This window comes from Nonomuraea glycinis (assembly GCF_014646515.1).
GTDB lineage: Bacteria > Actinomycetota > Actinomycetes > Streptosporangiales > Streptosporangiaceae > Nonomuraea > Nonomuraea glycinis.
Window position 1 is genome coordinate 18,078 of the sequence record NZ_BMNK01000015.1, and the last position, 22,942, is coordinate 41,019.

The following is a 22,942-nucleotide window of genomic DNA, read 5'->3' on the forward strand; positions in this document are numbered from 1 at the left end:
GCCTTGCCACAACCCGCGGAAACGATGCCGGTGACCGGGCCGCACGTGGACGCGACGAGAACCTGCGAGAGGAGCGACCGATGACGGACGCCGATGTGATCATTGTGGGCGCCGGCCCAGCCGGCCTGATGCTGGCCGCCGAACTGCGGCTGGCCGGGGTGCGGCCGCTGGTGCTGGAGCGCTGGCCGCAGCGCCGCGACACCCCCAAGGCCGGTGGTCTCGGCGGCCAGATCCTCGAGCTGTTGCGCTACCGAGGTCTGCTGAAACGCTTCGAAGCCGCTTGCACCGACCCTGTCCCTGCTCCCCGGTTCCCGTTCGGCGGCGTGCATCTGGACCTCACCCGGCTGGCGGATCCCCCGCTGCACGCCCTGCCGCTCCCGCAACCCCGGCTTGAGCGGCTGCTCGACGAACGCGCCGGCGAACTCGGCGCCGACATCCGCCGCGGACACCAGGTGGTCGGGGTGAGCCAGGACGACGCCGCGGTGACTCTGGACGTGCTCGGCCCGGACGGGCCGTACCGGATGAGCGCCCGCTTCCTCGTGGGGTGCGACGGCGCGCGCAGCCGGGTCCGTGACTGGGCCGGCATCGGCTTTCCCGGCACCACCTACCCGGAGATCAACCGGCTGGCCCAGGTCACCCTGCCCGAAACCGTGGCCATACGCAGCAACGGCGACCTTGATGTCCCCGGCTTCGGCACGATCCGCGCGGGTTTCACCCGGACGGAGCGTGGCCTCTTCGGAGTCGCCGCGTCGCCCGCTTCCAAGGTCGTCTCTCTGTACACCATCGAAGACGAGAGCACCGAGTACGACGACGACACGCCGATGACCGTGACCGAACTCCAGGACAGCCTCCGCCGCGTGCTCGGCGTGCGGTTGCCGGTGGGAGAGGCGATCCGGCTGTCGCGGTTCACTTTCAAGGCCCGCCAGGCCGAGCGCTACCGCCACGGGCGAATCCTGCTGGCCGGTGATGCGGCGCACCTGTTCCCCGCCACCGGTGTGGCACTCAACGCCGGCATGCTGGACGCGGTCAACCTGGCCTGGAAACTGGCCGCCGACGTCCACGGCCGGGCGCCGGACGGCCTGCTGGACACCTACCACGGCGAACGCCACCTCGCCGGCGCCCGCACCATGCTGCACACCCGAGCCCAGGTGGCACTGCGGCGCGGGCACGATGCGGCCGCCGAGGCGCTGCGTGAGGTCTTCCAGGAGTTGCTCACCGACGAACAGCCGCTGCGCCGCATGGGAGCCCTGGTCGCCGGCGCCGACATCCGCTACCCGATGCCCGGCTCCCACCACCCGCTGGCCGGCGCTTTCGCCCCCGACCTCACCCTGCACACCGACCAGGGCGTGACCAGCGTCGCGGAGCTCATGCACGCCGCACGGCCCGTCCTCCTCGACCTCGCCGACCGCCCAGACCTGCGGCAGGCCGCCCGAGACTGGCAGCCTCGCGTCGATATCCACACCGTCAAAACGGCTGATCGGCCGGCCGACGCCCTGCTCATCCGCCCGGACGCCCACATCGCCTGGGCCGCGACCATCGACGAACCCACCGACAGCGCAGCGCCCGCGCTGCGCGAAGCACTCTCCGGCTGGTTCGGCACACCCTGAAACGACGACCGGGTGACCACACCGTCCCCCGGCGTTCCGGGCGCCGAGGGCGTCCTGTGACCGAGCTCCCACTCGCCGAGGCCATGAGCGCCACGCCGGGACAGGCCCGCAAAAAATCGACCACTGTGCGCAAGGAGATCGATGATGGAACACGGCAATAACGGCTTCTCCGAGGCAGGGCTGCGCAGACTGCACGACGTGCTGGCGCGGCATGTCGAGTCCGGGAAGATTCCCGGGCTGGTCGCTCTGGTCGGCCGGGGCGGTGAGACGCATGTGGAAGCGATCGGGACGATGCGTCATGACGGTGGTGCGCCGATGCGCCGGGACACGATCTTCCGGATGGCTTCCACCTCCAAGCCGGTCGCGATGGCGGCGGCGATGGTTCTGCTCGATGAGTGCCGGTTGCGGCTGGACGACCCGGTGCAGCCATGGCTGCCGGAGCTGGCCGACCGGCGGGTGCTGAAGCGGATCGACGGCCCGCTGGACGACACCGTGCCGGCCCGGCGGCCGATCACCGTACGGGATCTGCTGAGTTCCACGTTCGGGCTGGGCATGGACATGACGGCGCTGGGCAGTCCGATCATGGGTGCGATTTTCGAGCAGGGGCTCACGCCCGATCTGCCGGAGCCGATGCCTGAGCCGGATGAGTGGATGCGCCGCCTGGGCACGCTGCCGCTGATGTACCAGCCGGGGCAGCGCTGGCAGTACCAGATCAGCCACGACGTCCTCAGCGTGCTCGTCGCCAGGGTCACCGGCCGGCCGTTCGAGGCGTTCCTGCGCGAACGCATCTTCGGCCCCCTCGACATGAAGGACACCGCCTTCCACGTTCCCGCCGACCAGATCGACCGGCTGCCCACCCTCTACGCCCCCGACCCGCAAACTGGCGAATTCCACGTGTGGGACGAAGCTGTGGGCGGACGATGGAGCCGGCCACCGGCCTTCCCGGGCAGCGGCGGCGGGCTGGTCTCCACCGCCGACGACTACCACGCCTACTTCCGCATGCTGCTCAACGGCGGCATGCACGGCGGCCAGCGCGTCCTGTCCCGGCCCGCCGTCGAACTGATGACCACCAACCGCCTCACCCCCGAACAGCAAGCCGCCCGGCACGCCATGGCCACCGACAACGTCCACGTGTCCTTCGGCCAAGGCCAGCACGGCGGCTGGGGCTTCGGCATGGCGGTACGCACCTACCGCGGCGACTACGCCCCCATCGGCCAGTTCGGCTGGGACGGCGGAGCCGGCACCACTACCTATGCCGACCCCGCCAACCAACTCACCGGCATCCTGCTCACCCAGGTCGGCATGTCAACCCCGAACGCGGCACACCTCATCCACGACTTCTGGACCACCCTCTACCAGGCACTCGACAACTGACACCGAACCCCCATCGAAAAGGGCCCGCGCGGCTACAGCTTGTTACGAACAGCTCAAAAGGGGTGCACATGTTGAACACGCAACGGCGGGGGTTTCTCGCCGCCGTCCCACTCGCGATCGCGCTCGTGGTCGCCGGCGCTCCTGCCGTATCCGCGACCGCGAAGCCGAAGATCATAGTCTCTGGCCGGGTCACACAGCCCGTCTTCTCCTACCAGGACGCCATCCGCGAGCAGGTCCGGGTGCAGTCGCCGGTCGACAGCGACGGCGATGGCGAGAAGGATCTGGTCCGGGTGGACATCATCCGGCCGAAGGAGAGCGGTTCCGGGCTCAAGGTCCCGGTGATCATGCACGAAAGCCCGTACTTCGACGAACCGGGGGTCGGCTTTGAGCTTGATCACAAAAAGTACGACGCGGAGGGGAATCTGACGAAATTTCCGCTGTTCTACGACAACTACTTCGTGCCACGTGGGTACGCGTTCGTGTCCGTCGACATGATCGGCACCAGGCTGTCGGACGGCTGCCCGACCACCGGCGGTCCGTCCGACGTGCTGGGCGGCAAGGCGGTCATCGACTGGCTGAACGGCCGGGCGACCGCCTACGACGCCAAGGGCGCTCCGGTCGAAGCCACCTGGACCACCGGGCGTACCGGGATGATCGGCCACTCGTACGAGGGATCCCTCGCCATCGGCGTCGCCGGCACCGGCGTGCGAGGGCTGGCGACGATCGTGCCGCTCGCGAGCCCCAGCAGCTGGTACGAAATGTGGCGCGCGAACGGCACCCTCACCGACATCAAGGGCGGGCAGGAATGGATGGCCCAACGGGTCGACCTTGATCCGGACGAGAAATGCGCGGCGGTACACCAGCGCATGACCGAGGGCTCGGACGACGCCACCGGCGACCACAACGCCTACTGGCACGAACTCGACTACCGGACCGGGCCGATCTCGAACGTACGCAACGTGCGCGCCAGTGTCTTCTCGGTGGTGGGAATGCAGGACCGGAACGTGATGGCCGACCAGTTCTCCACGTGGTGGGCCGGGCTGCCCCGCAGCGTGCAACGCAAGGCGTGGGTGACACAGTACGGGCACCTCGACCCGTTCTGGGCCCGCCGTGAGGTGTGGGTCGACACCCTGCACCAGTGGTTCGACCACGAACTGATGGGCGTCTCCAACGACATCATGCGCCGGCCGCGCGCCGACGTACAGCTCGGCCCCGGCCGCTGGGTCACCCAGGCCGACTGGCCGGCACGGACGCGGACGACGACCCTGCGACCCCAGCAGGACGGCTCTCTGGGTACCGAGCCATCGACCGGCACCGGCAGCTACCTCGACACCAGGCAGACCGAGGCCGCGATGGCCGGTGACCCCGCCACCACCGACCCCAACCGGCTGGCCTTTCGCACCCCACCGCTGAAAAACGCGAGCCGGCTGTCCGGAACGCCGTCGGTGAGCCTGCGCCTCAAGCTCGACAAGCCGACCGCCAACCTGGGCGTCCTGCTCGTCGACTACGGCCAGGACACCCGCATCCACGGCGTCGACCCCTCCGGGGGGCAAGGCCTCAAGTTCATCGACGGCCAAGACTGCGTCGGCGAGAGCACGGCCGACGACGACGGCTGCTACCGGAGGATGGCCGACAACACGGTGACCTCCGGCTTCCAGGTGGTCGCCCGAGGAATCATGGACGCCCAGAACCACACGTCGCTGAGCCACCCGGCACCGCTGACGCCGGGCAAGTCGTACCAGATCACCTGGTCGATGCTGGCGCAGGACTACGAGTTCAAGGCCGGTCATCGGCTGGGCCTGGTATTGACCGGAACCAACGCCGACGTCACCGACGCCGAACCCGGCACCGGGACCAAGGTCACCGTCGACCTGGCCGGCACCTCGGTCTCGCTTCCGCTGGTCGCCGGCACGTCGCTGTCCAGCGGAAGATAGCAGCTCAGATCTGATCACCCATCACCCGCACGAACAAGGCCGGCTCGTCCGGCGGCCGTCGCCGAGTACATCGACGAGGCGGACCGGTCACGTGCTCGAAGCGGGTGCGCCGGGGTCGTCGTTCCACCGCTGGACGTAACCGGCGATGGGTTGGAGCGCGGCTACGAGATCGACCCCTCGCGGTGTGAGGTGGTAGCGCACGGATACGGGGGTCGTGGGTATGACCGTACGTTCGACCAGCGCGGCGGGCGCCGCGGGCCAGCGCGAGCAGGATGCCGGGCGCCCATCGCTGCCCGACGACCTCCAGGGCGCGGCTGGCGCGGCGGCACTCGGCCTCGTCGCTGTGGTTCTACTGCGTCTGCGATCGAGTGGTTCTCGGAGGGGGCACTTACTAAGCGTAAGTCCATTACTGGGGAAAAGCCAGTCACTCGCGGTGTGCGAGGGCCTCAATGCGCGGGCGAGGAGACGTCTCCTCGCCCGCTACGGCTTGCTCCAGATGCCGGCGTCACTTACTTTCCGTAAGTCGGTTACTGCCTGTTTGAGGTTCCTGGGGGACGTCGGCAGCATGGAGCCATGCCCGATTATGGTCACGAGCTGCGGTTCGGCAGCTTCATCACTCCTGTCAACGCCAGGCCGCAGCGCGTGGTCGACCTGGCCGTGCTGAGCGAGGACGCGGGGCTGGACGTGGTCACGTTCCAGGATCATCCGTACCAGGCGGGGTTCCTGGACACCTGGACCCTGCTCACCTGGGTGGCCGCCCGTACCTCCCGGATCCACGTCTCCGGCAACGTGTTGAACCTGCCGCTGCGCCCGCCCGCCGTGCTCGCCCGGTCCGTGGCGAGCCTGGACCTGCTCAGCGGCGGCCGGGCCGTGCTCGGACTCGGGACGGGAGGATTCTGGGACGCCATCGCGGGGATGGGCGGCCCGCGACGAACCGCCGCGGAATCGGTGAGCGCGCTCGACGAGGCGCTCGACGTCATCCGCGGGTTCTGGGCCGGTGACGACCCCGACCCGCTGCGCTTGGACGGCCGGTTCTACCAGGTCGGTCCGGCGGAGCGAGGGCCTTCACCCGCACACGAGGTCCCGATCTGGCTGGGCGCGTACAAGCCGCGGATGCAGCGCCTCATCGGCAGGAAGGCCGACGGGTGGCTGCCCAGCCTGCCCTGGCTCAAGCCCGGCGACCTGGCGCGCGGGAACGAGCTCATCGACGAGGCGGCCGCACAGGCGGGCCGCGATCCGCGCGACATCACCCGCCTGCTGAACGTCACCCCCGGCGATACGGCCGAAGACCTCGCGCGGATCGCCGTCGAGGACGGGGTGAGCGTGTTCATCGTGGCCAGCGACGACCCGGCGGAACTGCGTCGCTTCGCCCGGACCACCGCCGCTGAGATCCGCGAGCGCGTCGCCGAGGCCCGCTCAGGGCACGTGGCCGGTAGGGCCGTCGCGTTCGGGGGCGACCCGGTGCCCGCGGCCCTCGCCGCTCGGGCGCTCACCCCGGGCGACCGCGGATACGCCCGCTACACCGCCGGTTACTTCCGCGGCGGCGATCCGGGCCTGGTGTTGCGTCCACGGACCCCGGCCGAGGTGCAGGACGCCGTCCGGTACGCCGCCCGGCACCGCGACGTACCGCTGGGCCTCTTCAGCGGCGGGCACGGTCTGTCCGGGCGCTCGCTCAACGACGGCGGCATCGTGATCGCCCTCGACGCGCTCGACGACGTCACGGTCCTGGACGGCCACCGCGTCCGGATCGGCCCGGGCGCCCGCTGGGGCGACGTAGCCCGCGAACTTGCCCCGTACGGCCTCGCGATCACCTCCGGCGATCACGGTGGCGTCGGCGTGGGCGGGCTGGCGACCACGGGCGGCATCGGCTGGTTCGTCCGTGAACACGGCCTGACCATCGACCACGTGCGCTCGGTCGACGTCGTCACGGCCTCCGGCGACCTCGTCCACGCGAGCGACGACGAAAATTCCGACCTGTTCTGGGCCATGCGCGGCGCCGGCGCGAACTTCGGCGTCGCGGTGTCCTTCGAGATCGACGCCCACCCCGTCGGAGCCCAGATCGGCTTCGCGATGCTGGTGTTCGCGCCCGACGACGTCGCGGCGTTCCTGCGCGGCTGGGGTACCGCGATCGAGAACGCCCACCCCAGCGTCACCGGCACCCTGATGATCGGGCCCACCCGCCCCGATCGCCCCGCCGCCGTGCAGGCGCTCGTCGTGGTCGACTCCGAGGACGCCGACACGATCGTCGAGCGCCTCACCCCCATCGGGGACCTGGCCCCGCTCGTCGACCAGTCGGTCCAGCTCATGCCGTACAGCGCGCTGCTCACCCTCGGCCCGGGAGATGAGGCGCAGCACGGCCGCGGCGAGCCCGTCTCGCACGCCGGGCTCGTACGGCACCTCACCGGGGAGACCACTGAGGCGATCGCCGACCTGCTGGCGACGAACAGCAGGTTCATCCTTACGATCCGCTCCGCCGGGGGCGCCGTCGCCGCCACCGCTGCGGACGCCACCGCGTATGCCTGGCGGGACGCCAATTTCCTGATCGCGGCCCTCGGGGGCGGTTCGCCTGGGTACGAGGAGAGCTGGCGGCGCCTCCTTCCGCTGTTCGAGGGCACGTACCTCAGTTTCGAGACCGACACCGGCCCGGACGCCCTGGCGCACGCCTTCCCGCCCGCCCATCTGCGACGGCTCCGGGACCTCAAACGCCAGTGGGACCCGACCGGCCTGTTCCGCGACAACTTCGCCATCACCCCTGCGGCGGACGATCCCGGCCGCACCCGTGCACCGACCTCTGAACCAACACGGCGCTGACGTTCCCGGCCGGGCCCGTGCTGCCCGGACGACCACCACCTTGAGGAAAACCATGTCTCTTCTCCGTCTCGATTCCAGCATCCGCAGCGAGGGCTCCACCAGCCGCGCTCTCGCCGACATCGTCGAACAGCACTGGCGCGACGCCGTGCCCGATTCCCCCGTGACCCGTAGGCACCTCGGCCTCGCCCCCCTCCCCAGCAACGCGTGGGCCGACGCCGTCACCGCCTCGGCCACTGCCGAGGACCGGCGTACGCCCTCCCAGCAGGCCGCGATCGACCTGGCCGGCACGCTGGTCGACGAGCTCGCGGCCGCCGACGCCTACCTGTTCGCCGTCCCGCTGTACAACTTCGGCGTGTCGCAGCACTTCAAGACCTACGTCGACCTGGTTAGCACCGACCTGCGCATGGCCACGGACATCGCGTCCGTGACCTCGGGCAAGCCGGGAGTCCTGGTCACGGTGCAGGGCGGCAACTACTCCCCGGGCACGCCCAAGGAGGGATGGGACCACGCCACCGCATGGATGCGCCGCATCCTCGCGGACGTCTGGGAACTCGACCTAGATGTGGTCACCCGCGAGTTCACCCTCGTCGGCGTCAACCCCGCCCTCGACCAGTTCGCCGACCTGGCCGAGCGCATCAAGTCCGACGCCGAGAACCAGGCGCGCGAGAGCGGCCACACCCTCGCGACCCGCACTCGACCTGAGCGCGTATGGGCAGCCGGCCGGTGATCAGAACAGGCGCGCACCGGCGTTCATCCGGGCGGCAGGTGTCACTGTGCAGGCGCTCTTGCACCCGTTCACTCAGGCTCCCAACGTTCGGTCTCAGGCGAGAAAACTCTCCCGCTCGGCCGTGGTCAGTTTGGTTGACATGATCTGCTCCCTTGTTCATCGCTCTGTGAGAGCTGCGGATCGCGGCCGAGGTGGGTCAGAGCCTGACCAGCATCTTGCCGACGTTGCCGCCGCGCATCATGTCCAGAAACGCGGCGGGCGCCCGCTCGATGCCCTCGGCCACGGTCAGCTCGGTGTGCAGGGAGCCGTCGGCCAGCCAGCCGGCCGCCTTCGTGATCCACTCCGGGAAGAGGTGGAAGTAGGAGTTGATCAGCATGCCGCGCAGGGTGGCGTCTTTGGCGGCCAGGGTGAACAGGTTGCTCGGGCCGGGGACCGGCTCGGTGGCGTTGTAGGAGCTGATCGCGCCGACCATCGCGATTCTGCCGCCGTGTCGCAGCGCGTCGATGGCCGCCACCAGGTGGTCGCCGCCGACGTGGTCGACGTAGACGTCGATGCCGTCGGGGGCGGCCTCGGCCAACTGCGCGGCGACCGAACCTGCACGGTAGTCGATCGCAGCGTCGTAGCCGAAGTCCTGCACGAGCTTTTTGGCCTTCAGCGTCCCGCCCGCGGAGCCGATCACGCGGGAGGCCCCGAGCTTGCGGGCGAGTTGCCCGGCGATGCTGCCCACCGCCCCGGCCGCTGCCGAGACGAAGACCATGTCGCCCTCCCGTACGGGGGCCACGTGGGTCAGGGCCGCGTAGGCGGTCAGTCCGGTGGTACCCAGCACACCCAGCCACGCCTCGGCGGGGGCCAGGGTGAGGTCGGCGACGGTCACGGCGGCGGCGTCCACCGCGGCGTACTCGCGCCAGCCGAGGAAGTGCACGACGGTCGCGCCCACCGGGATGTCGGCCGAGCGCGAGGCCACGACCTCGCCGATCGCCGAGCCGTCCAGGGGTGCGCCGAGCTCGAACGGAGGCAGGTAGGACTCGGCGTCGTGCATCCGCTCGCGCATGTAGGGATCGACCGACATCCAGGTGTTGCGGACCAGCACCTGGCCCTCGGCCAGCTCGGGCAGCGCGGTCGTGACCAGCTCGAAGTTCTTCGCGCCGGGCTCGCCGACGGGGCGGACGGCCAGGTGGATCTCCTGGTTCACGGTCATGGTGTGCTCCTCGCTCGTGGTGCTCTCTGGTGTTGGGCTCCACTCTGGACAGGGACGCGCACGATCGGCTGGGGGTTCGCTGCGGGTACGGTGACCTGGTGCGATTCGGTGTACTTGGCCCTGTTTCTGTGTGGACCGACGACGGGCGGCCCGTGCGGGTCCCCGAGGTGAAAGTCCGGGCGCTGCTGGCCGACCTGCTGGCCCACGAGGGGCGCCCGGTGTCAGCTGACCGCCTGGCCGAGGACCTGTGGGGGGACGACCCGCCGGGCAATCCCGTCAACACGCTGCAGACCAAGGTGTCCCAGCTGCGCCGCGCTTTGGAGCAGGCCGAGCCGGGAGGGCGCGAGCTGGTGGTCTTCCAGACGCGGGGCTATGTCCTGCGCGCCACCGACGTGGACGCCGTCCGGTTCGCCGCATTGCTCGGCCGGGCCCGCGCCGCCACCGATCCGCGGGCGAAGGCAGGGCTGCTGTCGGACGCGCTGGCACTGTGGCGCGGTCCGGCCTACACCGACTTCGCCGATGAGGAGTTCGCTCGTAGCGCCGCCCTCCGGCTGGAGGAGCAGCGCCTGACCGCGCTGGAGGAACGAGCGGAGGTACGGCTGGAGCTGGGCGAGCACACCCTGCTGGCCGACGAGCTGGGCGAGCTGGTCGCCGCGCACCCGATGCGTGAACGCCTGCGTGCCGCCCATCTGCGCGCGCTCTACCGGTCGGGACGGCAGGCAGAGGCGCTGGCCGGGTATGACGAGCTGCGGCACCGGCTGGCCGACGAGCTGGGTCTCGACCCCGGCCCTGAGCTGGCCGCCCTCCACCAGGCGATGCTGCGTCAGGATCCCTCGCTCGCGCCGCCGCGGCCGCGCACGAACCTGCCCGCTCCCCTGACCGCCCTGATCGGCCGCGAGCAGGACGTGGCCGAGGTCGGTACCCTGCTCGGCACGGCGCGCCTGGTCACGTTGACGGGTCCGGGCGGTGTCGGCAAGACCAGGCTCGCCCTGGCGGTCGCCGAGCGCGCCGCCGACGCCTTCCCTGATGGGGTGTGGCTGGTCGAGCTGGCGGGCACCACGGGCGAGACCGCGACCGTGGCCGAGGTGGTGGCCGCCGAGCTGGATGTCCGCGACGACACGGCGACCGGTTCGCGTCCCGGCGTGCGGCCGGCCGCTCTGGCGCACCGGCTCGCCGACGCCCTGCGCGGCCGGCGGCTGCTGCTCGTGCTGGACAACTGCGAGCACGTGGCCGAACCGGTCGCCGAGCTGGTGGACCTGCTGCTGCGTGCCGCCCCTGGCCTGCGGGTGCTGACCACGAGCCAGGAGACGCTGGCGCTGCCCGGGGAAACGGTGCACGCGGTGCCGCCGCTAGAGCTTCCAGCGCCCGGAGCGGACCCCGCGCGAGCCGGCTCCGTACAACTGTTCGTTGCCCGTGCCGCGGCCGCCGCGCCCGGCTTCGTGCTGGACGAGGCGAGCGCGCCGTCGGTGGCGGCGATCTGCAGGAGGCTGGACGGCCTGCCGCTGGCGCTGGAACTGGCCGCCGCCCGCGTACGCGCGCTAGGCGTCCGCGGCGTGGCCGACCGGCTGGACGACCGCTTCCACCTACTCACAGTCTCGGGCCGGGGAAGGCCCGCCCGCCAGCGGACCCTGCGTGCGGTGATCGATTGGAGCTGGGAGCAGCTCACCGAGCAACAGCGGCTGGTCCTGCTCCGGCTGGCCGTCCACCCAGGCGGCTGCACCCTGGAGGCGGCCGCGGTGGTGTGCGCTGGCCACGGACTGGACCCTGGAGCGGACATCGCCGTCCTGCTGGACCAGCTCATGTCCAGGTCGATGGTCGAATTCTCCGGCGGGAACCGCTACCGGCTGCTGGAGTCGATCGCCGCCTACTGTCTCGAACGGCTCACCCCCGGCGATGCCGTCTTCCAGCGCCGCGACCTCTACTACACCGACATGGCCGAACAGGCCGGGCGACACCTGCGGGGTCCCGCCCAGCGCCCGTGGTTGGAACGACTCGACGCCGAGGCGCCCAACCTGCGGGCCACGCTGGCGCACATCACCGACCCCGCACTGGCATCGCGCCTGGTCCTCGCCCTGGCGTGGTACTGGTACCTGCGCGGCAGGCACCGGGAGGGCCATGCCTCCTTCACCGCGGCCCTGGCGCTGGCCGGAACGGAGTGCCCGGTGACGGCGGCGTGGGAGGCCGGGTTCGCGATGCTGACCGGCGACGGCACCGGTCTGCTGGAGCGCAGCCGTACCGCGGCGCGGGCGCTGAACGCCCGCGACGCACGCGCGCGCTGGTTCCTGGCACTCGCGCATCTCAGTTTCGGGGACGCCGCCACCGCGGCGGGCCTGCTGACGGAGGCGCTGGCCGGGTTCCGCGCCGAGGGCGACCGCTGGGGCGAGGCGGCGGCGCTGGCGGGGCGCGCCAAGCAGGCAATGTTCCAGGGAGAACACGCCCTCGCCGAGCGGTCCGGCACCCAGAGCTTGACGATCTTCGGTGAGCTGGGTGACGGCTGGGGACGACTGCAGGCCTCCGACATGCTCGGCTACCTCGCCGAGATCACCGGCGGCTACGAACGCGCGGCCCGGCTGCACCGCGAAGGACTGCGCACCGCCGAGGACCTGCGGCTGTGGACCGACGTCTCCTACCGGCTGTCCAGCCTCGGCCGGCTCGCCCTGCTGACCGGGGATCTGGACGGATCCCGGGACCTGCACGAGCGCGGCCTGCGCCTGGCGGCCGAGCAGTCCAACCGCTTCGCCGAGGAGTTCGCCCGGGTCGGCCTCGGCCTCGTCGCCCGCCGCGCGGCCGACTTCGACACGGCGCAGCGGCTCTTCGAGCAGTCGCTGACCTGGAACCGCCGCCTGGAAGCCGACTACGGCGTGCCCTTCTACGGGGTGACGCTGCTGCTGGCCGAGCTCGGCTTCATCGCCGAACAGCGCGGCGACCCCGCCACCGCCAGATCCCTGCACCAGGAAGGGCTCGCGGCGGCCCACGAACTCGGCGATCCGCGCGCCATCGCCCTGGCCCGGGAGGGCTTGGCCGGGGTCGCGGCGGCCGAGGGCGCTCACGAGGAGGCTGCGGCCCTGCTGGGCGAGGCCGCCGCGCTCAGGGAATCGGTCGGCGCGCCCCTGCCACCCGCGGAACGCGGCGACGTCGACCGGATCGCGGCCACCGTCCGCGCGGCGCTGGGTGAGGAGGGGTCCGTGCGCTGACCCCCAGCCGATCGTGCGCGCGCAGCGTCAGAGTCGTATCCGTCACCCACTGATCAGGAGTAACGATGCGCGCTCTGACCTTGACCCCGGACCTCTCCATCGACGTCGTGCCCGACCCGGTGCCCACGCCCTCCCAGGTGCTCATCCAGGTGGCGGTCTTCTCCCTGAACTTCGGCGAGATCGCTTACAGGAGCGCGAACGCCCGTCCCGGGTACGTCCCGGGATGGGACGCCGCCGGGGTGGTCGTCCAGCCTGCCGCCGACGGCTCGGGTCCTGCCGCCGGCACCCGCGTGGTGACTTTCGGCTGGTCGGGGGCATGGGCGGAGCTGCGCGCCGTGGACACCGCCGACCTGGCCGTCGTTCCCGAGGCCGTTGACCTGGGGTCGGTCAGTGCGCTGCCGGTCGCCGGAGTCGCGGCGCTGCAGGCCCTTCGCCGGCTCGGCCCGGTGGCGGGCCGTCGTGTCCTGGTCACCGGGGCGTCGGGGGGCGTCGGCCGCTACGCCGTGCAACTCGCCGCCCGCGCGGGAGCGCAGGTCGTCGCCTCCGCCGGCAGCCCCGCCCGCGCGCAGGGCCTGCGTGAGCTCGGCGCCGCAGAAGTCGTCATCGGTCCGGAGAGCCTGGAGGGCCGGGTGTACGGCGTGCTGGACAACGTGGGCGGGCGGCAGCTCGCGCAGGCGTTCTACCGGCTGGAGGACGACGGCGTGGTGATGGCCATCGGCCGGGCGGCCCGCGAGGCCACAGTCATCGACTTCGAGCTGGCGGGCACGCGGTCGGCGCGGGGGCGGATCGAGAACTTCAACGTGACCACGCCGTTCGGCGGCGACCTCGCTCACCTGGTCGGGCTGCTGGCGGCCGGCGAGCTGGACGCGCAGGTCGGCTGGCGCGGGCCGTGGGACAAGGCGATGGAAGCAGCCGATGCCCTGCTCGCCCGCCGCGTCGCTGGAAAGGCAATCCTCGACCTGTGACGCACTCAGCCGTGCTGGGCCTGCTCAGCCCTCGCTGACGTGCGGAAAGTCCTGGGCGGTGCGCCTCACGCAGGACATAGTGACCCCCTGCGACACGGGCTCGGCCCGGTGAACGGGCTGCGATTAAGTGCGGCCAGTGACCTCATCGCTGTCACTTTTCCGGCTGTACTCTCCCCCTGTGGGAGGCCGCATGCTGCTTCCAGTCATTCGGCCGGCATGAGGAGAGCGACGCATGACCATCGTGCAGGACATCGAGGCCCGGGGCCTGCGGCACTGCGAGACGACGGCGCTGGGGGTCCTGCTGCGGCATGAGGGCCTGGATCTGTCCGAGCCCATGCTGTTCGGGCTGGGCTCGGGCCTGTCCTTCGTCTACTGGGACAGCAAGAGCATGGCGTTCCCCTTCCTCGGCGGCCGCGTCAAGCCCTTCGACCTCACCAGGAACCTGGCCGCCAGGCTGGGCCTGACGTTGACGGTCGAGGAGACCACCTCACCGCGCAAGGCGTGGGCGAACGTGGCCGCCCCCATCGACGCCGGCCGGCCGGTCGGCCTCCAGCTCGACTGCTACCACCTGGACTATTTCCGGTCCAAGGTGCACTTCGGCGGTCATGTCGTCGCCATGTACGGCTACGACGAGCAGGACGTCTACCTGGTGGACACCGACCAGCAGGGCGGCGCGGTGCGCACCGGCCGGGCCGGCCTCGCCCTGGCGCGGGCCGAGCGCGGCCCGATGACCGCCAGAAACCGATCCTTCACCATCGCCCTGCCGGCTCGCCCGCTCTCCTGTCAGGACCGGATCATCCCCGCCATCAAGCACTGCGCCGACGCCTTCCTCACCCCGCCCATCGCGAACCTGGGCCACCGCGGCATCGAGAAGGCCGGCAAGCGGGTGCCCGGCTGGCTGCTCCGCGCCGCCGAGCCGCAGCGGGACCTGCCGCAGGCCGCCCTCCTCATGGAGAAGGGCGGCACCGGCGGCGCCCTGTTCCGCGCCCTTTACCGCGACTTCCTCGGCGAGTGCGCCCAGCTGATCGACGACGGCGACCTGCGCGCCGGCCACCGGCTGTACGCCGAGGCCGCCGTCCTGTGGACGGACGTGGCCACCCTGATCGCGAAGGCCGGGGAGAGCGGCGACGCGGGCCACCTTGAGCAGGCCGGCGTCATCCTGCACGATCTGTCACGCATCGAGAAGGACGCCATGCAGGTGCTGCGTCGTTGCGCTTCTACCGCGTCGGCGTGAGGGACGAGACGATCAGCCAGATGCCGGCGGCCACGATCACGACGGCGACGGCGAGATCCCTTGTCCGTCCGGGACTCATGTTTTTCGACCGCTCACTGATCACGCTGCGTGCCAGGTGGACGCTCCCGGCCCAGGAGATCCGCACCCGAGGGCGCCGAACGGCCGATACGACGAGAACGGCCGCGACGAGCAGCGGCCACCGTACCGAATCGACGAAAGGCAAGAAGTCGCTGCTGTACGTCGCGACGTCGAGCAGCGGGAAGAGGAGAAGGGCCGCCGCGGCCGCTGTGCTGGCCAGTCGTCCCCTTTGGGGAGAAGCGGCCGCGGCCAATGCGACGAGGATGACCGGCAAGCCGATCATGTCGGCCTCACCGGACCACTCGGCGAGGCCGTCCAAGGAGGTCTCCGGGATCCGTATGTAGACGATGCCGGATACGCGCATGTTGTAGGTGATCGCGCAACGGTGGAACATCGCCGCCCACGCCGCCGCGCCGACGGCGCCCACCCACAGGATGATTCCGTCCGGCCTCCGCGGCAGGGGTGACCGAGCCGCCAGGTACAGCGCTCCTGCGGCCACCGGATAACAGACGATCAAAAGCCAAGGCAGCACGACCGTACGCTCCTGCCCGGTGCATGGGTCGAGGCCCGGCAGGAGGAGCACGGTGACGAGCCCGAACGCGAGCACGGTGCCGACCGAGGCGACGGCGGTGAGCGTGGCCCGGCGTGACCCGAGTAGGAGAAGTGCGGCCACGGCGACCGGCAGCAGGAGAACACCCCAGAACAGCAGCTCTCCCGGCACATTCTCCAGTGCGTAAGGGCCTTCCGGCGGATAGGGAGCGGAGCCCTTCACGGAACAGAACCAGCCGACGCTCTGCCTGCCGATCCCGAAGGCCGTCAGGATCACCGGTCCGGACGCGGCCAGAACCGCACCGAAGCGCAGCGCCGCCGCCACCGGAGATGGCGCTGCCTGCATTCGGCACCTTCTCCCAAAGATGATCAGCCGGGTCAGGGTAGCGGATGACCGTCGACTGCGTGGGAGCCCTTCATGGCGACGGCCTCAACAGGACTCGGCCGGCTCGCACGAGCCCTCTAGGGCCGTTCGAGGTCGTAGCTGACATCCGCTACGCGGACCGTCTGGACCAGCGGATCCTCGATGATCTTCCGCAGTTTCCCGATCGTGACCAACGAGTCCACGTAGGCGTAGGCTAGGCCGTCGTTCGAGGCTTTGCGCAACCGGGCCAGGCTCAGGTCGAAGTCGCGCAGGTTGCCGTCGTCGTGGTCCTTGAGGATGCTCACCCAGTGGCGGAAGCTCGCGAGGTCCAGCTTGATCGCCTCATCCGGCTCGATCATATGGTCCTCTCCGGCATCAGTTTCCGGCATCGGGGCTCGGTCCCACGTCATCCCTCCCCACGTGATGGGGATCGACCTGGGGCGCCGCTCGTAGACCACCTTCTCGGCAGATGACTTGTGTCTGGCGGTGTAGTCGACCAACTCCTCGGTGGTGAGCGGCTTGGCGAACTCGACCACCGCCAACGCGTTGAGCTCCTCCGGGAGTCTGGCCAGGACTTTGCGGCTGTCCTGCTTGGGCTGGTTGCCCGTACCCACGTTGACCAGCGCCCTGCTCAGGGTGGTGCTGGCGTAGTTGCCTAGCGGCAACCTGCTCACGCGGCCGAAGAAGTCCTGGGTGATGACATGCTCACCGCTTTCGTAACCACCGACGAAGCCCCCGACGGCCCGCACCGGCCTGACGGCCACGGTGAACGACATCGACAGCGGCGTGGTGTTACCCCACTCTCGGACCTCGATGTCGTAGCCGGGGTTGTAGATCTTGAAGGCGGTGCCCAGGACGTCCGTCATGCGCTGTTCCCGGTCGCCGCGCCGCTGGATCTGGCTGGAGCCGACCGTCGCCGCCAGGGCGAGGACGACCAGGGCCGCCAGCACCGTCATCGCGGTGCGGGCGAGACCCCGCCGGACGGCCCGGCGGGTCGTCCTGGGGTCGAAGTCGGGCATGGGCAGCAGATCATCGTCAGTCATGAGGAACTCCGTAGACATCGGCGAAGGCGGCTCTGGCCCGCCACACGGCCGTCTTGATCGTGGCGTGCTTCTTACCGGTCATCGCGGCCACCTCGACCAGCGAGAAGCCCTCGAAGTAGACCAGGGTGAGCAGCCTGCGATGCTGCTCGGACAGCCGATCCAGGACGTCGTGCACGACCAGCGACTCGACGTGCAGCGCGGGCACGCCGAGTTCGTCGGGGTCGGGCAGGGCCAGTTCGTGGCGGTGGCGCCGGACGTGGTCGACCAGGACGTTACGGGCGATGGTGAGCAGCCACGCGGCCGCGTTCTCGCCGCGCCAGCCGAGCAGCGCCCTGGTCGCCTTGACGAACGTCTCCTGGGCCAGGTCCTCGGCAAGGTGGGGGTCGCGGGTGCGGCGCAACAGGAACCCGCACACGAGCGCCCAGTGCTCGCGGTACAGCTCCTCGATGATGATGCCCTCCGCGTTCTTGTGATCGTCACATTCGATCAGACGCGATCCGGGCGGGAATGGTCACATTTCGTGTCGCCCGCGGGCCGGGGCGCGGGCGTCCTGCTCGGCCGTCAGGACACCTCGAAAGCGGTGTCGCGGTCATCCCGGGTTCTCCACGGCTAATCACTTAGTGTCATAGCGAAGACACACACAGTGAGACATCGGAGGCTGTGCCATGCCCCAGGAACCCAGGATCGACGTAGAACGCCCCGCGCAGAAGGCCGGTCAGGCGCTCACCGCGGAGCGGAAGGCGGAGCTGTCCGCCCAGCTGCCGAAGCAGCCGTGGTTCGGGATGCGGCTGCAGCCGTCCGGCCAGCCGGCCCGGCATCCGGACCACGAGTGGAAACTCACCGCCGACCAGCCGTACCAGGGCCGCTTCGCGACCGGCAGGGCCGCCGTCTATCTGGGCGGCGGCAACACCGAGATCACCCGGCCGTTCATCTTCGCGGACGGCTTCAACTACGGGCCCAGCGACCTGCCCGCGCTGTGGGACCACTTCAACAAGCCGTACGCCGGTGAGACCGACGGCTTCCTGGACCAGCTGAACGCCCAGGGCCTGGACGTGATCCTGCTGGGCTTCGACGCCCGCCACACCCACATCCAGGCGAACGCGGGCGTGGCGGCCGCCGCCATCCTGCGGGCCATCGCCGAGCGGCGGGGCAACGCCAAGCTGATCGTCGGCGGCGTCAGCATGGGCGGCATGATCACGCGGTACGCGCTGGCCAGGCTGGAGAACCAGCGCACCGACCACGAGACCGACACCTACCTGTCGTACGACACCCCGCACAACGGCGCGTGGACGCCGCTGGTCCTCCAGCAGCTCGCCTACTTCTTCGACGAGGTGATCCAGCCTCCGGAGGGCGGCATCAAGCAGTCCGAACTGCTGCGCAGCCCGGCCGCCCAGCAGCTGCTGTGGGGCTGGGTGCCGGACGCCGCCTACTCCGGCCCGGTGGCCGCCAACCAGCTGCGTCAGGAGTTCCTCGACGAACTGCACGCGCTCGGCGACTTCCCGGCACGCCCGGTCAAGCTGGGGGTGGCCAACGGAACCGGGGACGGGACCGGCCGGCCGCTGCCGCCCGGACAGGTGGCCTTCGACTGGGCGTGGCCGGACGTGGCGAGCGCCGCTCCCCGCATCCAGCCGGACCGGGGCACGAAGCAACCGGCCGGGGAGATGTCACTCGGCGAGGTGCTGCAGCGCAGCCTCACCACCGAGGTCCCGGCGTTCGACGGCGCTCCCGGCGGCACCCTGGACACCTACGGCCGGATCGCGGCGGCTCTCGGCGCACCGATCGAGGACGCGTACAAGGTGGGGAGTTTCGTCCCGTCGGCGAGCGCGGTGGCGCTGGAGGGGCCGAACTGGACCGACGAGCTGGACACCGACCTGTCGGCACTGACCTCCGGGCGGTTCGCGCTGGACGAGTTCGCCTTCGACACCGACAACAGCGAGCACAGCTCGATCTCGCTGCCGCTCGTCAAGTGGATCGAGGACCGGCTGGCGAGGTAGCCGGCGCGTGCGGGCAGTCCCGGTACGGGGACTGCCCGCCGTCTCTGTACGGGGGCTGCCCGAGCCGCTATCCGGCGAGGGCGGATCGCTCCAGCGTGTTCAGGCGGATGCCGACACCGGCGGGGACGGCCTCGACGATCTCGACGGCGTTGATCTCCGCGAGGCCGATGGGGACGTCGGCATGCTCGTCGCACCAGGCCACGATCGGTTCGGGATCGGTCACCGGGGTGCCGAAGTGCACCAGACTCACGTACCAGCGGTCGCGCACCCAGTACTCGAATTCCGCCGCGCCGCGCGTACGCAAGGATCGCGCGAACCGCCGTTGCAGGGTCGTCAGGGTGTCATCGACCGGGTGACCGAAGGCGAGCACCCCGCCGGAGTGCGGGCTGACTCCGCGCACCTCGATCCGGACCGGAGGCAGCCCGGCGACCGCCTCGGCCAAGGAGGCCGCGTAGGCCAGCCGGCGCGGATCATCGTCCGGAATCACCTTCCGGTATCGGTCCAGCGACCGCAGCGTGAAGTGCAGCGACTCCGGCCCGTGCACCCAGTGGCCGGCTCCGGCGGTCCCGCCCACGGACTTGGCCAGGTCCGTCAACTCCGCGAGAACGGGACCACCGGGCCGCATGACCGCGGCGGCTCCCCACCGCATCGCGTCCTCGACCAGCGGCCGCTCGTGGGTGGTCGCTCCGGCGAGGAGCGCGGCCCGCCCCCTGACGAAGAACTCAGGGTAATCGTTCATCGCAGCAGTATGCAGGCGTCAGGTGGTGACGTAGGCGGCCAGGTGTTCGCCGGTGAGGGTGGACGGGGTGGCGATGAGGTCGGCGGGGGTGCCCTCGAAGACGACGTGGCCGCCGTCGTGGCCGGCACCGGGGCCGAGGTCGATGATCCAGTCGGCGTGCGCCATGACCGCTTGGTGGTGCTCGATGACGATGACCGACTTGCCGGCGTCGACCAGCCGGTCGAGCAGGGCGAGGAGCTGCGCCACGTCGGCCAGGTGGAGGCCGGTGGTCGGCTCGTCGAGGACGTATACGCCGCCCTTCTCGGCCATGTGGGTGGCCAGCTTGAGCCGCTGCCGCTCGCCGCCGGACAGCGTGGTGAGCGGCTGGCCGAGGCTGAGGTAGCCGAGCCCGACGTCGGCGAGCCGGTCCAGGATGGCGTGCGCGGCCGGCGTACGGGCCTCGCCGGCGGCGAAGAACTCCCTGGCCTCGGTCACCGGCATCGCGAGCACCTCGCTGATGTCGCGGCCGCCGAGGCGGTGGTCGAGGACCGCCGCCTGGAACCGCTTCCCCTCGCACTCCTCGCAGGTGGTGGCGACGCCCGCCATCATGGCCAGGTCGGTGTAGATGACGCCGGCGCCGTTGCACGCGGGGCAGGCGCCCTCGGAGTTGGCGCTGAACAGCGCCGGCTTCACGCCGTTGGCCTTGGCGAACGCCTTGCGGATCGGGTCGAGCAGTCCGGTGTACGTCGCCGGGTTGCTCCGCCTGGAGCCGCGGATCGCGCCCTGGCCGATCGACACCACGTCCGCGCCGGCGGGGATCGACCCGTGCACGAGCGAGCTCTTGCCGGAGCCGGCGACGCCGGTGATCACGCAGAGCACCCCGAGCGGGATGTCGACGTCGACGTTCTGGAGGTTGTTGGTGGTCGCGCCGCGGATCTCCAGCGCGCCCTTGGGCGTCCGCAGCGTCTCCTTGAGGGTGGCGCGGTCGTCGAGGTGGCGGCCGGTGCGGGTGCCGCTGGCCCGCAGCCCCTCGACGGTGCCCTCGAAGCAGACGGTGCCGCCCGCCGTGCCGGCGCCGGGGCCGAGGTCGACGACGTGGTCGGCGATCGCGATCATCTCCGGCTTGTGCTCGACGACGAGCACCGTGTTGCCCTTGTCCCGCAGGCGCCGCAGCAGGCCGTTCATCCGCTGGATGTCGTGCGGGTGCAAACCGATGGTGGGCTCGTCGAAGACGTAGGTGGTGTCGGTGAGCGAGGATCCGAGGTGGCGGATCATCTTGACGCGCTGCGCCTCGCCGCCCGACAGGGAGCCCGCCGGCCGGTCGAGCGCGAGGTAGCCCAGCCCGATCTCCACGAACGAGTCCAGGGTCCGCAGCAGCGTGGCGAGCAGCGGCGCGACCGACGGCTCGTCGAGGCCGCGGACCCAGGCGGCCAGGTCGCTGATCTGCATCGCGCAGGCGTCGGCGATGCTGATCCCGCCGATCCGCGAGGAGCGGGCCCCCTCGCTGAGCCGGGTGCCGTCACACTCGGGGCAGGTGGTGAAGGTGACCGCCCGGTCCACGAACGCCCGGATGTGCGGCTGCATCGCCTCCCGGTCCTTGGCGAGAAACGACCGCTGGATCTTCGGGATCAGCCCCTCGTAGGTGAGGTTGACGCCGTCGATCTTCACCTTGACCTGCTCCTTGTGCAGGAAGTCGGCCAGCTCCTTCTCGGTGAACTCGCGGATCGGCTTGTTCGGGTCGACGAAGCCCGACTCGGCGTAGACCCGTACCGTCCAGAAGCTGTCGGACTTCCAGCCGGGGATGGTGAACGCGCCCTCGGCGATCGACTTGGAGTCGTCGTACAGCTGGGTGAGGTCGAGGTCGGTGACCTTGCCCCGGCCTTCGCAGCGCAGGCACATGCCGCCGGTGATGCTGAACTCGCGGCGCTCCTTCACGGTCTGGCCGCCGCGCTCCAGGGTGACCGCGCCCGCTCCGCTGATCGAGGCGACGTTGAAGGAGAACGCCTGGGGCGAGCCGAGGTACGGCTGCCCGCGCCGGCTGAACAGGATGCGCAGCATCGCGTTGGCGTCGGTGGCGGTGCCGACCGTGGAGCGGGGGTCGGCGCCCAGCCGCTGCTGGTCGACGATGATCGCGGTCGTCAGCCCGTCGAGCACGTCGACCTCGGGCCGGGCCAGCGTCGGCATGAAGCCCTGGACGAAGGTGCTGTAGGTCTCGTTGATCAGCCGCTGCGACTCGGCGGCGATCGTGCTGAACACCAGCGAGCTCTTGCCCGAGCCCGAGACGCCGGTGAACACCGTCAGCCGGCGCTTGGGGATCTCGACGCTGATGTCCTTGAGGTTGTTCACGCGCGCGCCGTGCACACGGATCAGGTCGTGGGCGTCCGCTGCGTGCGTGTCCGTGCTCATCGGGTCTCCATCTGTCGCTGAACGGTCTGCGGTGCTGGTCAGGCTAGCCGCGGCTCGGTGACCTGCGCTTCTCCGTTCCTGACCGGTTCAGTGCGCGGGCTGGGTCGGATGGGTGGGCCAGGGGCCGGGGGCGACCATGGTGTTGGTGATCGCCCAGCGTTCGTGGTCGCGCCAGGCTCCGGCGATGTACAGCAGGTCGGGCGCGGTGCCCTCGTGGCGGAAGCCGAGGCGCCGGACCAGCTTGATCGAGGGTTCGTTGCTGGGCTGGATCTGGGCTTCCAAGCGGTGCAGCCGCAGCCGCTCGAAGGCGTACCTGATCACCAGGCCGAGGCCCTCGGTCATGTAGCCGCGTCCGGCGGTGGGGGCGAAGGCCGCGTAGCCGAGGGAGGCGTTCTGGAAGCGGCCGCGGATGATGCTGTTGAGGTTGACCGTGCCCGCCATGGCGCCGGTCTCGCGCAGGCAGACCAGCAGGCCCTGGGTGGTCACGTGGTCGAACCGCGCGTGGAACTCCTGGAATGCCGCCGGGGTGGTGGGCAGGGGCATCCGCGCACCGTAGAGGTCCGCGCTGGCGGTGGTCAGGTCCAGGAACTCGTCCTGGTCGCGGGCGGTGATGGCGCGCAGGGTCACCCGCGACGAGCCGGCCGGCTCGGCTGCGAGGAACTCCGCTACTTCCGCCACTGTTTGCGAGGAATCGGTGCTTTGACCCATGCGCAGACGCTACCGGCCGCACCGCCCAGCGATGCGGC

17 protein-coding genes are annotated in these 22,942 nt (G+C 70.6%); 9 read left to right on the forward strand and 8 right to left on the reverse strand.

All coding sequences use genetic code 11. The features are described 5' to 3' along the window. Positions 1-80: 80 nt before the first annotated feature. From IEY87_RS32965 to IEY87_RS32975, 3 genes are all read left to right on the forward strand, one after another. Positions 81-1,607 carry an FAD-dependent monooxygenase gene (locus IEY87_RS32965; protein WP_189142753.1) on the forward strand — a complete coding sequence of 509 codons (1,527 nt, stop codon included), beginning with the start codon at positions 81-83 and terminating at the stop codon, positions 1,605-1,607. Between the two features lie 144 nt (positions 1,608-1,751). Further along, positions 1,752-2,981, forward strand: coding sequence for a serine hydrolase domain-containing protein (locus tag IEY87_RS32970; protein ID WP_189142941.1), 1,230 nt, complete (start codon positions 1,752-1,754; stop codon positions 2,979-2,981). A gap of 68 nt (positions 2,982-3,049) precedes the next feature. After that, a complete protein-coding gene (locus tag IEY87_RS32975) occupies positions 3,050-4,915 on the forward strand; it encodes a CocE/NonD family hydrolase (RefSeq protein ID WP_225277433.1) in 1,866 nt (621 codons plus the stop codon). A gap of 87 nt (positions 4,916-5,002) precedes the next feature. On the opposite strand, the gene IEY87_RS47280 is transcribed toward IEY87_RS32975, so the two are convergent. Next, positions 5,003-5,365: a winged helix-turn-helix transcriptional regulator gene (locus IEY87_RS47280; RefSeq protein WP_189142755.1), complete on the reverse strand. Its 363-nt coding sequence runs from the start codon at positions 5,363-5,365 to the stop codon at positions 5,003-5,005. 123 nt (positions 5,366-5,488) lie between these two features. Here IEY87_RS47280 and IEY87_RS32985 point away from each other — a divergent pair, with 123 nt between their 5' ends. Both IEY87_RS32985 and IEY87_RS32990 read left to right on the forward strand, forming a co-directional pair. Beyond that, complete coding sequence (locus IEY87_RS32985) at positions 5,489-7,726, forward strand: LLM class flavin-dependent oxidoreductase (protein WP_189142756.1); 2,238 nt, start codon at positions 5,489-5,491, stop codon at positions 7,724-7,726. A gap of 52 nt (positions 7,727-7,778) precedes the next feature. Next, entirely contained in the window at positions 7,779-8,453 is a 675-nt protein-coding gene (locus IEY87_RS32990; RefSeq protein ID WP_189142757.1) for an FMN-dependent NADH-azoreductase, read from the forward strand. A 196-nt stretch (positions 8,454-8,649) separates the two neighbouring features. Here the strand turns inward: IEY87_RS32990 and IEY87_RS32995 are convergent, their stop codons facing one another. Next, complete coding sequence (locus IEY87_RS32995; protein WP_189142758.1) at positions 8,650-9,651, reverse strand: NADP-dependent oxidoreductase; 1,002 nt, start codon at positions 9,649-9,651, stop codon at positions 8,650-8,652. Between the two features lie 128 nt (positions 9,652-9,779). Between IEY87_RS32995 and IEY87_RS33000 the strand changes: the two genes are divergently transcribed. The 3 genes from IEY87_RS33000 (at position 9,780) to IEY87_RS33010 (ending at position 15,044) form a co-directional block, all read left to right on the forward strand. Beyond that, a complete protein-coding gene (locus tag IEY87_RS33000) occupies positions 9,780-12,845 on the forward strand; it encodes an AfsR/SARP family transcriptional regulator (RefSeq protein WP_225277432.1) in 3,066 nt (1,021 codons plus the stop codon). Positions 12,846-12,910: 65 nt separating this feature from the next. Further along, positions 12,911-13,810 carry a zinc-binding dehydrogenase gene (locus tag IEY87_RS33005; protein ID WP_189142760.1) on the forward strand — a complete coding sequence of 300 codons (900 nt, stop codon included), beginning with the start codon at positions 12,911-12,913 and terminating at the stop codon, positions 13,808-13,810. A 232-nt stretch (positions 13,811-14,042) separates the two neighbouring features. Further along, the gene (locus IEY87_RS33010) at positions 14,043-15,044 is read left to right on the forward strand and encodes a BtrH N-terminal domain-containing protein (protein WP_189142761.1); all 1,002 of its coding nucleotides are present in this window, start codon (positions 14,043-14,045) and stop codon (positions 15,042-15,044) included. Here IEY87_RS33010 and IEY87_RS33015 read toward each other — a convergent pair. From IEY87_RS33015 to IEY87_RS33025, 3 genes are all read right to left on the reverse strand, one after another. Further along, positions 15,028-15,996, reverse strand: a complete 969-nt coding sequence (locus IEY87_RS33015; protein WP_189142762.1) for a hypothetical protein — start codon at positions 15,994-15,996, stop codon at positions 15,028-15,030. The two genes, IEY87_RS33010 and IEY87_RS33015, sit on opposite strands and share 17 nt — an antisense overlap. A gap of 137 nt (positions 15,997-16,133) precedes the next feature. Further along, positions 16,134-17,078, reverse strand: coding sequence for a hypothetical protein (locus tag IEY87_RS33020; RefSeq protein ID WP_189142763.1), 945 nt, complete (start codon positions 17,076-17,078; stop codon positions 16,134-16,136). Further along, the gene (locus tag IEY87_RS33025) at positions 17,071-17,568 is read right to left on the reverse strand and encodes an RNA polymerase sigma factor (RefSeq protein ID WP_308426465.1); all 498 of its coding nucleotides are present in this window, start codon (positions 17,566-17,568) and stop codon (positions 17,071-17,073) included. Before IEY87_RS33025 ends, IEY87_RS33020 begins: the two co-directional genes overlap by 8 nt. Positions 17,569-17,743: 175 nt before the next feature. Between IEY87_RS33025 and IEY87_RS33030 the strand changes: the two genes are divergently transcribed. Then, complete coding sequence (locus tag IEY87_RS33030) at positions 17,744-19,072, forward strand: hypothetical protein (protein ID WP_189142765.1); 1,329 nt, start codon at positions 17,744-17,746, stop codon at positions 19,070-19,072. Between the two features lie 67 nt (positions 19,073-19,139). Here IEY87_RS33030 and IEY87_RS33035 read toward each other — a convergent pair whose 3' ends face one another. From IEY87_RS33035 to IEY87_RS33045, 3 genes are all read right to left on the reverse strand, one after another. Further along, positions 19,140-19,811, reverse strand: a complete 672-nt coding sequence (locus tag IEY87_RS33035; protein ID WP_189142766.1) for a 2'-5' RNA ligase family protein — start codon at positions 19,809-19,811, stop codon at positions 19,140-19,142. A gap of 18 nt (positions 19,812-19,829) precedes the next feature. Then, complete coding sequence (locus IEY87_RS33040) at positions 19,830-22,196, reverse strand: ATP-binding cassette domain-containing protein (protein ID WP_189142767.1); 2,367 nt, start codon at positions 22,194-22,196, stop codon at positions 19,830-19,832. 87 nt (positions 22,197-22,283) lie between these two features. Continuing rightward, on the reverse strand, positions 22,284-22,904 hold the full coding sequence (locus IEY87_RS33045; RefSeq protein WP_189142768.1) for a GNAT family N-acetyltransferase: 621 nt from the start codon (positions 22,902-22,904) through the stop codon (positions 22,284-22,286). Positions 22,905-22,942: the final 38 nt, after the last annotated feature.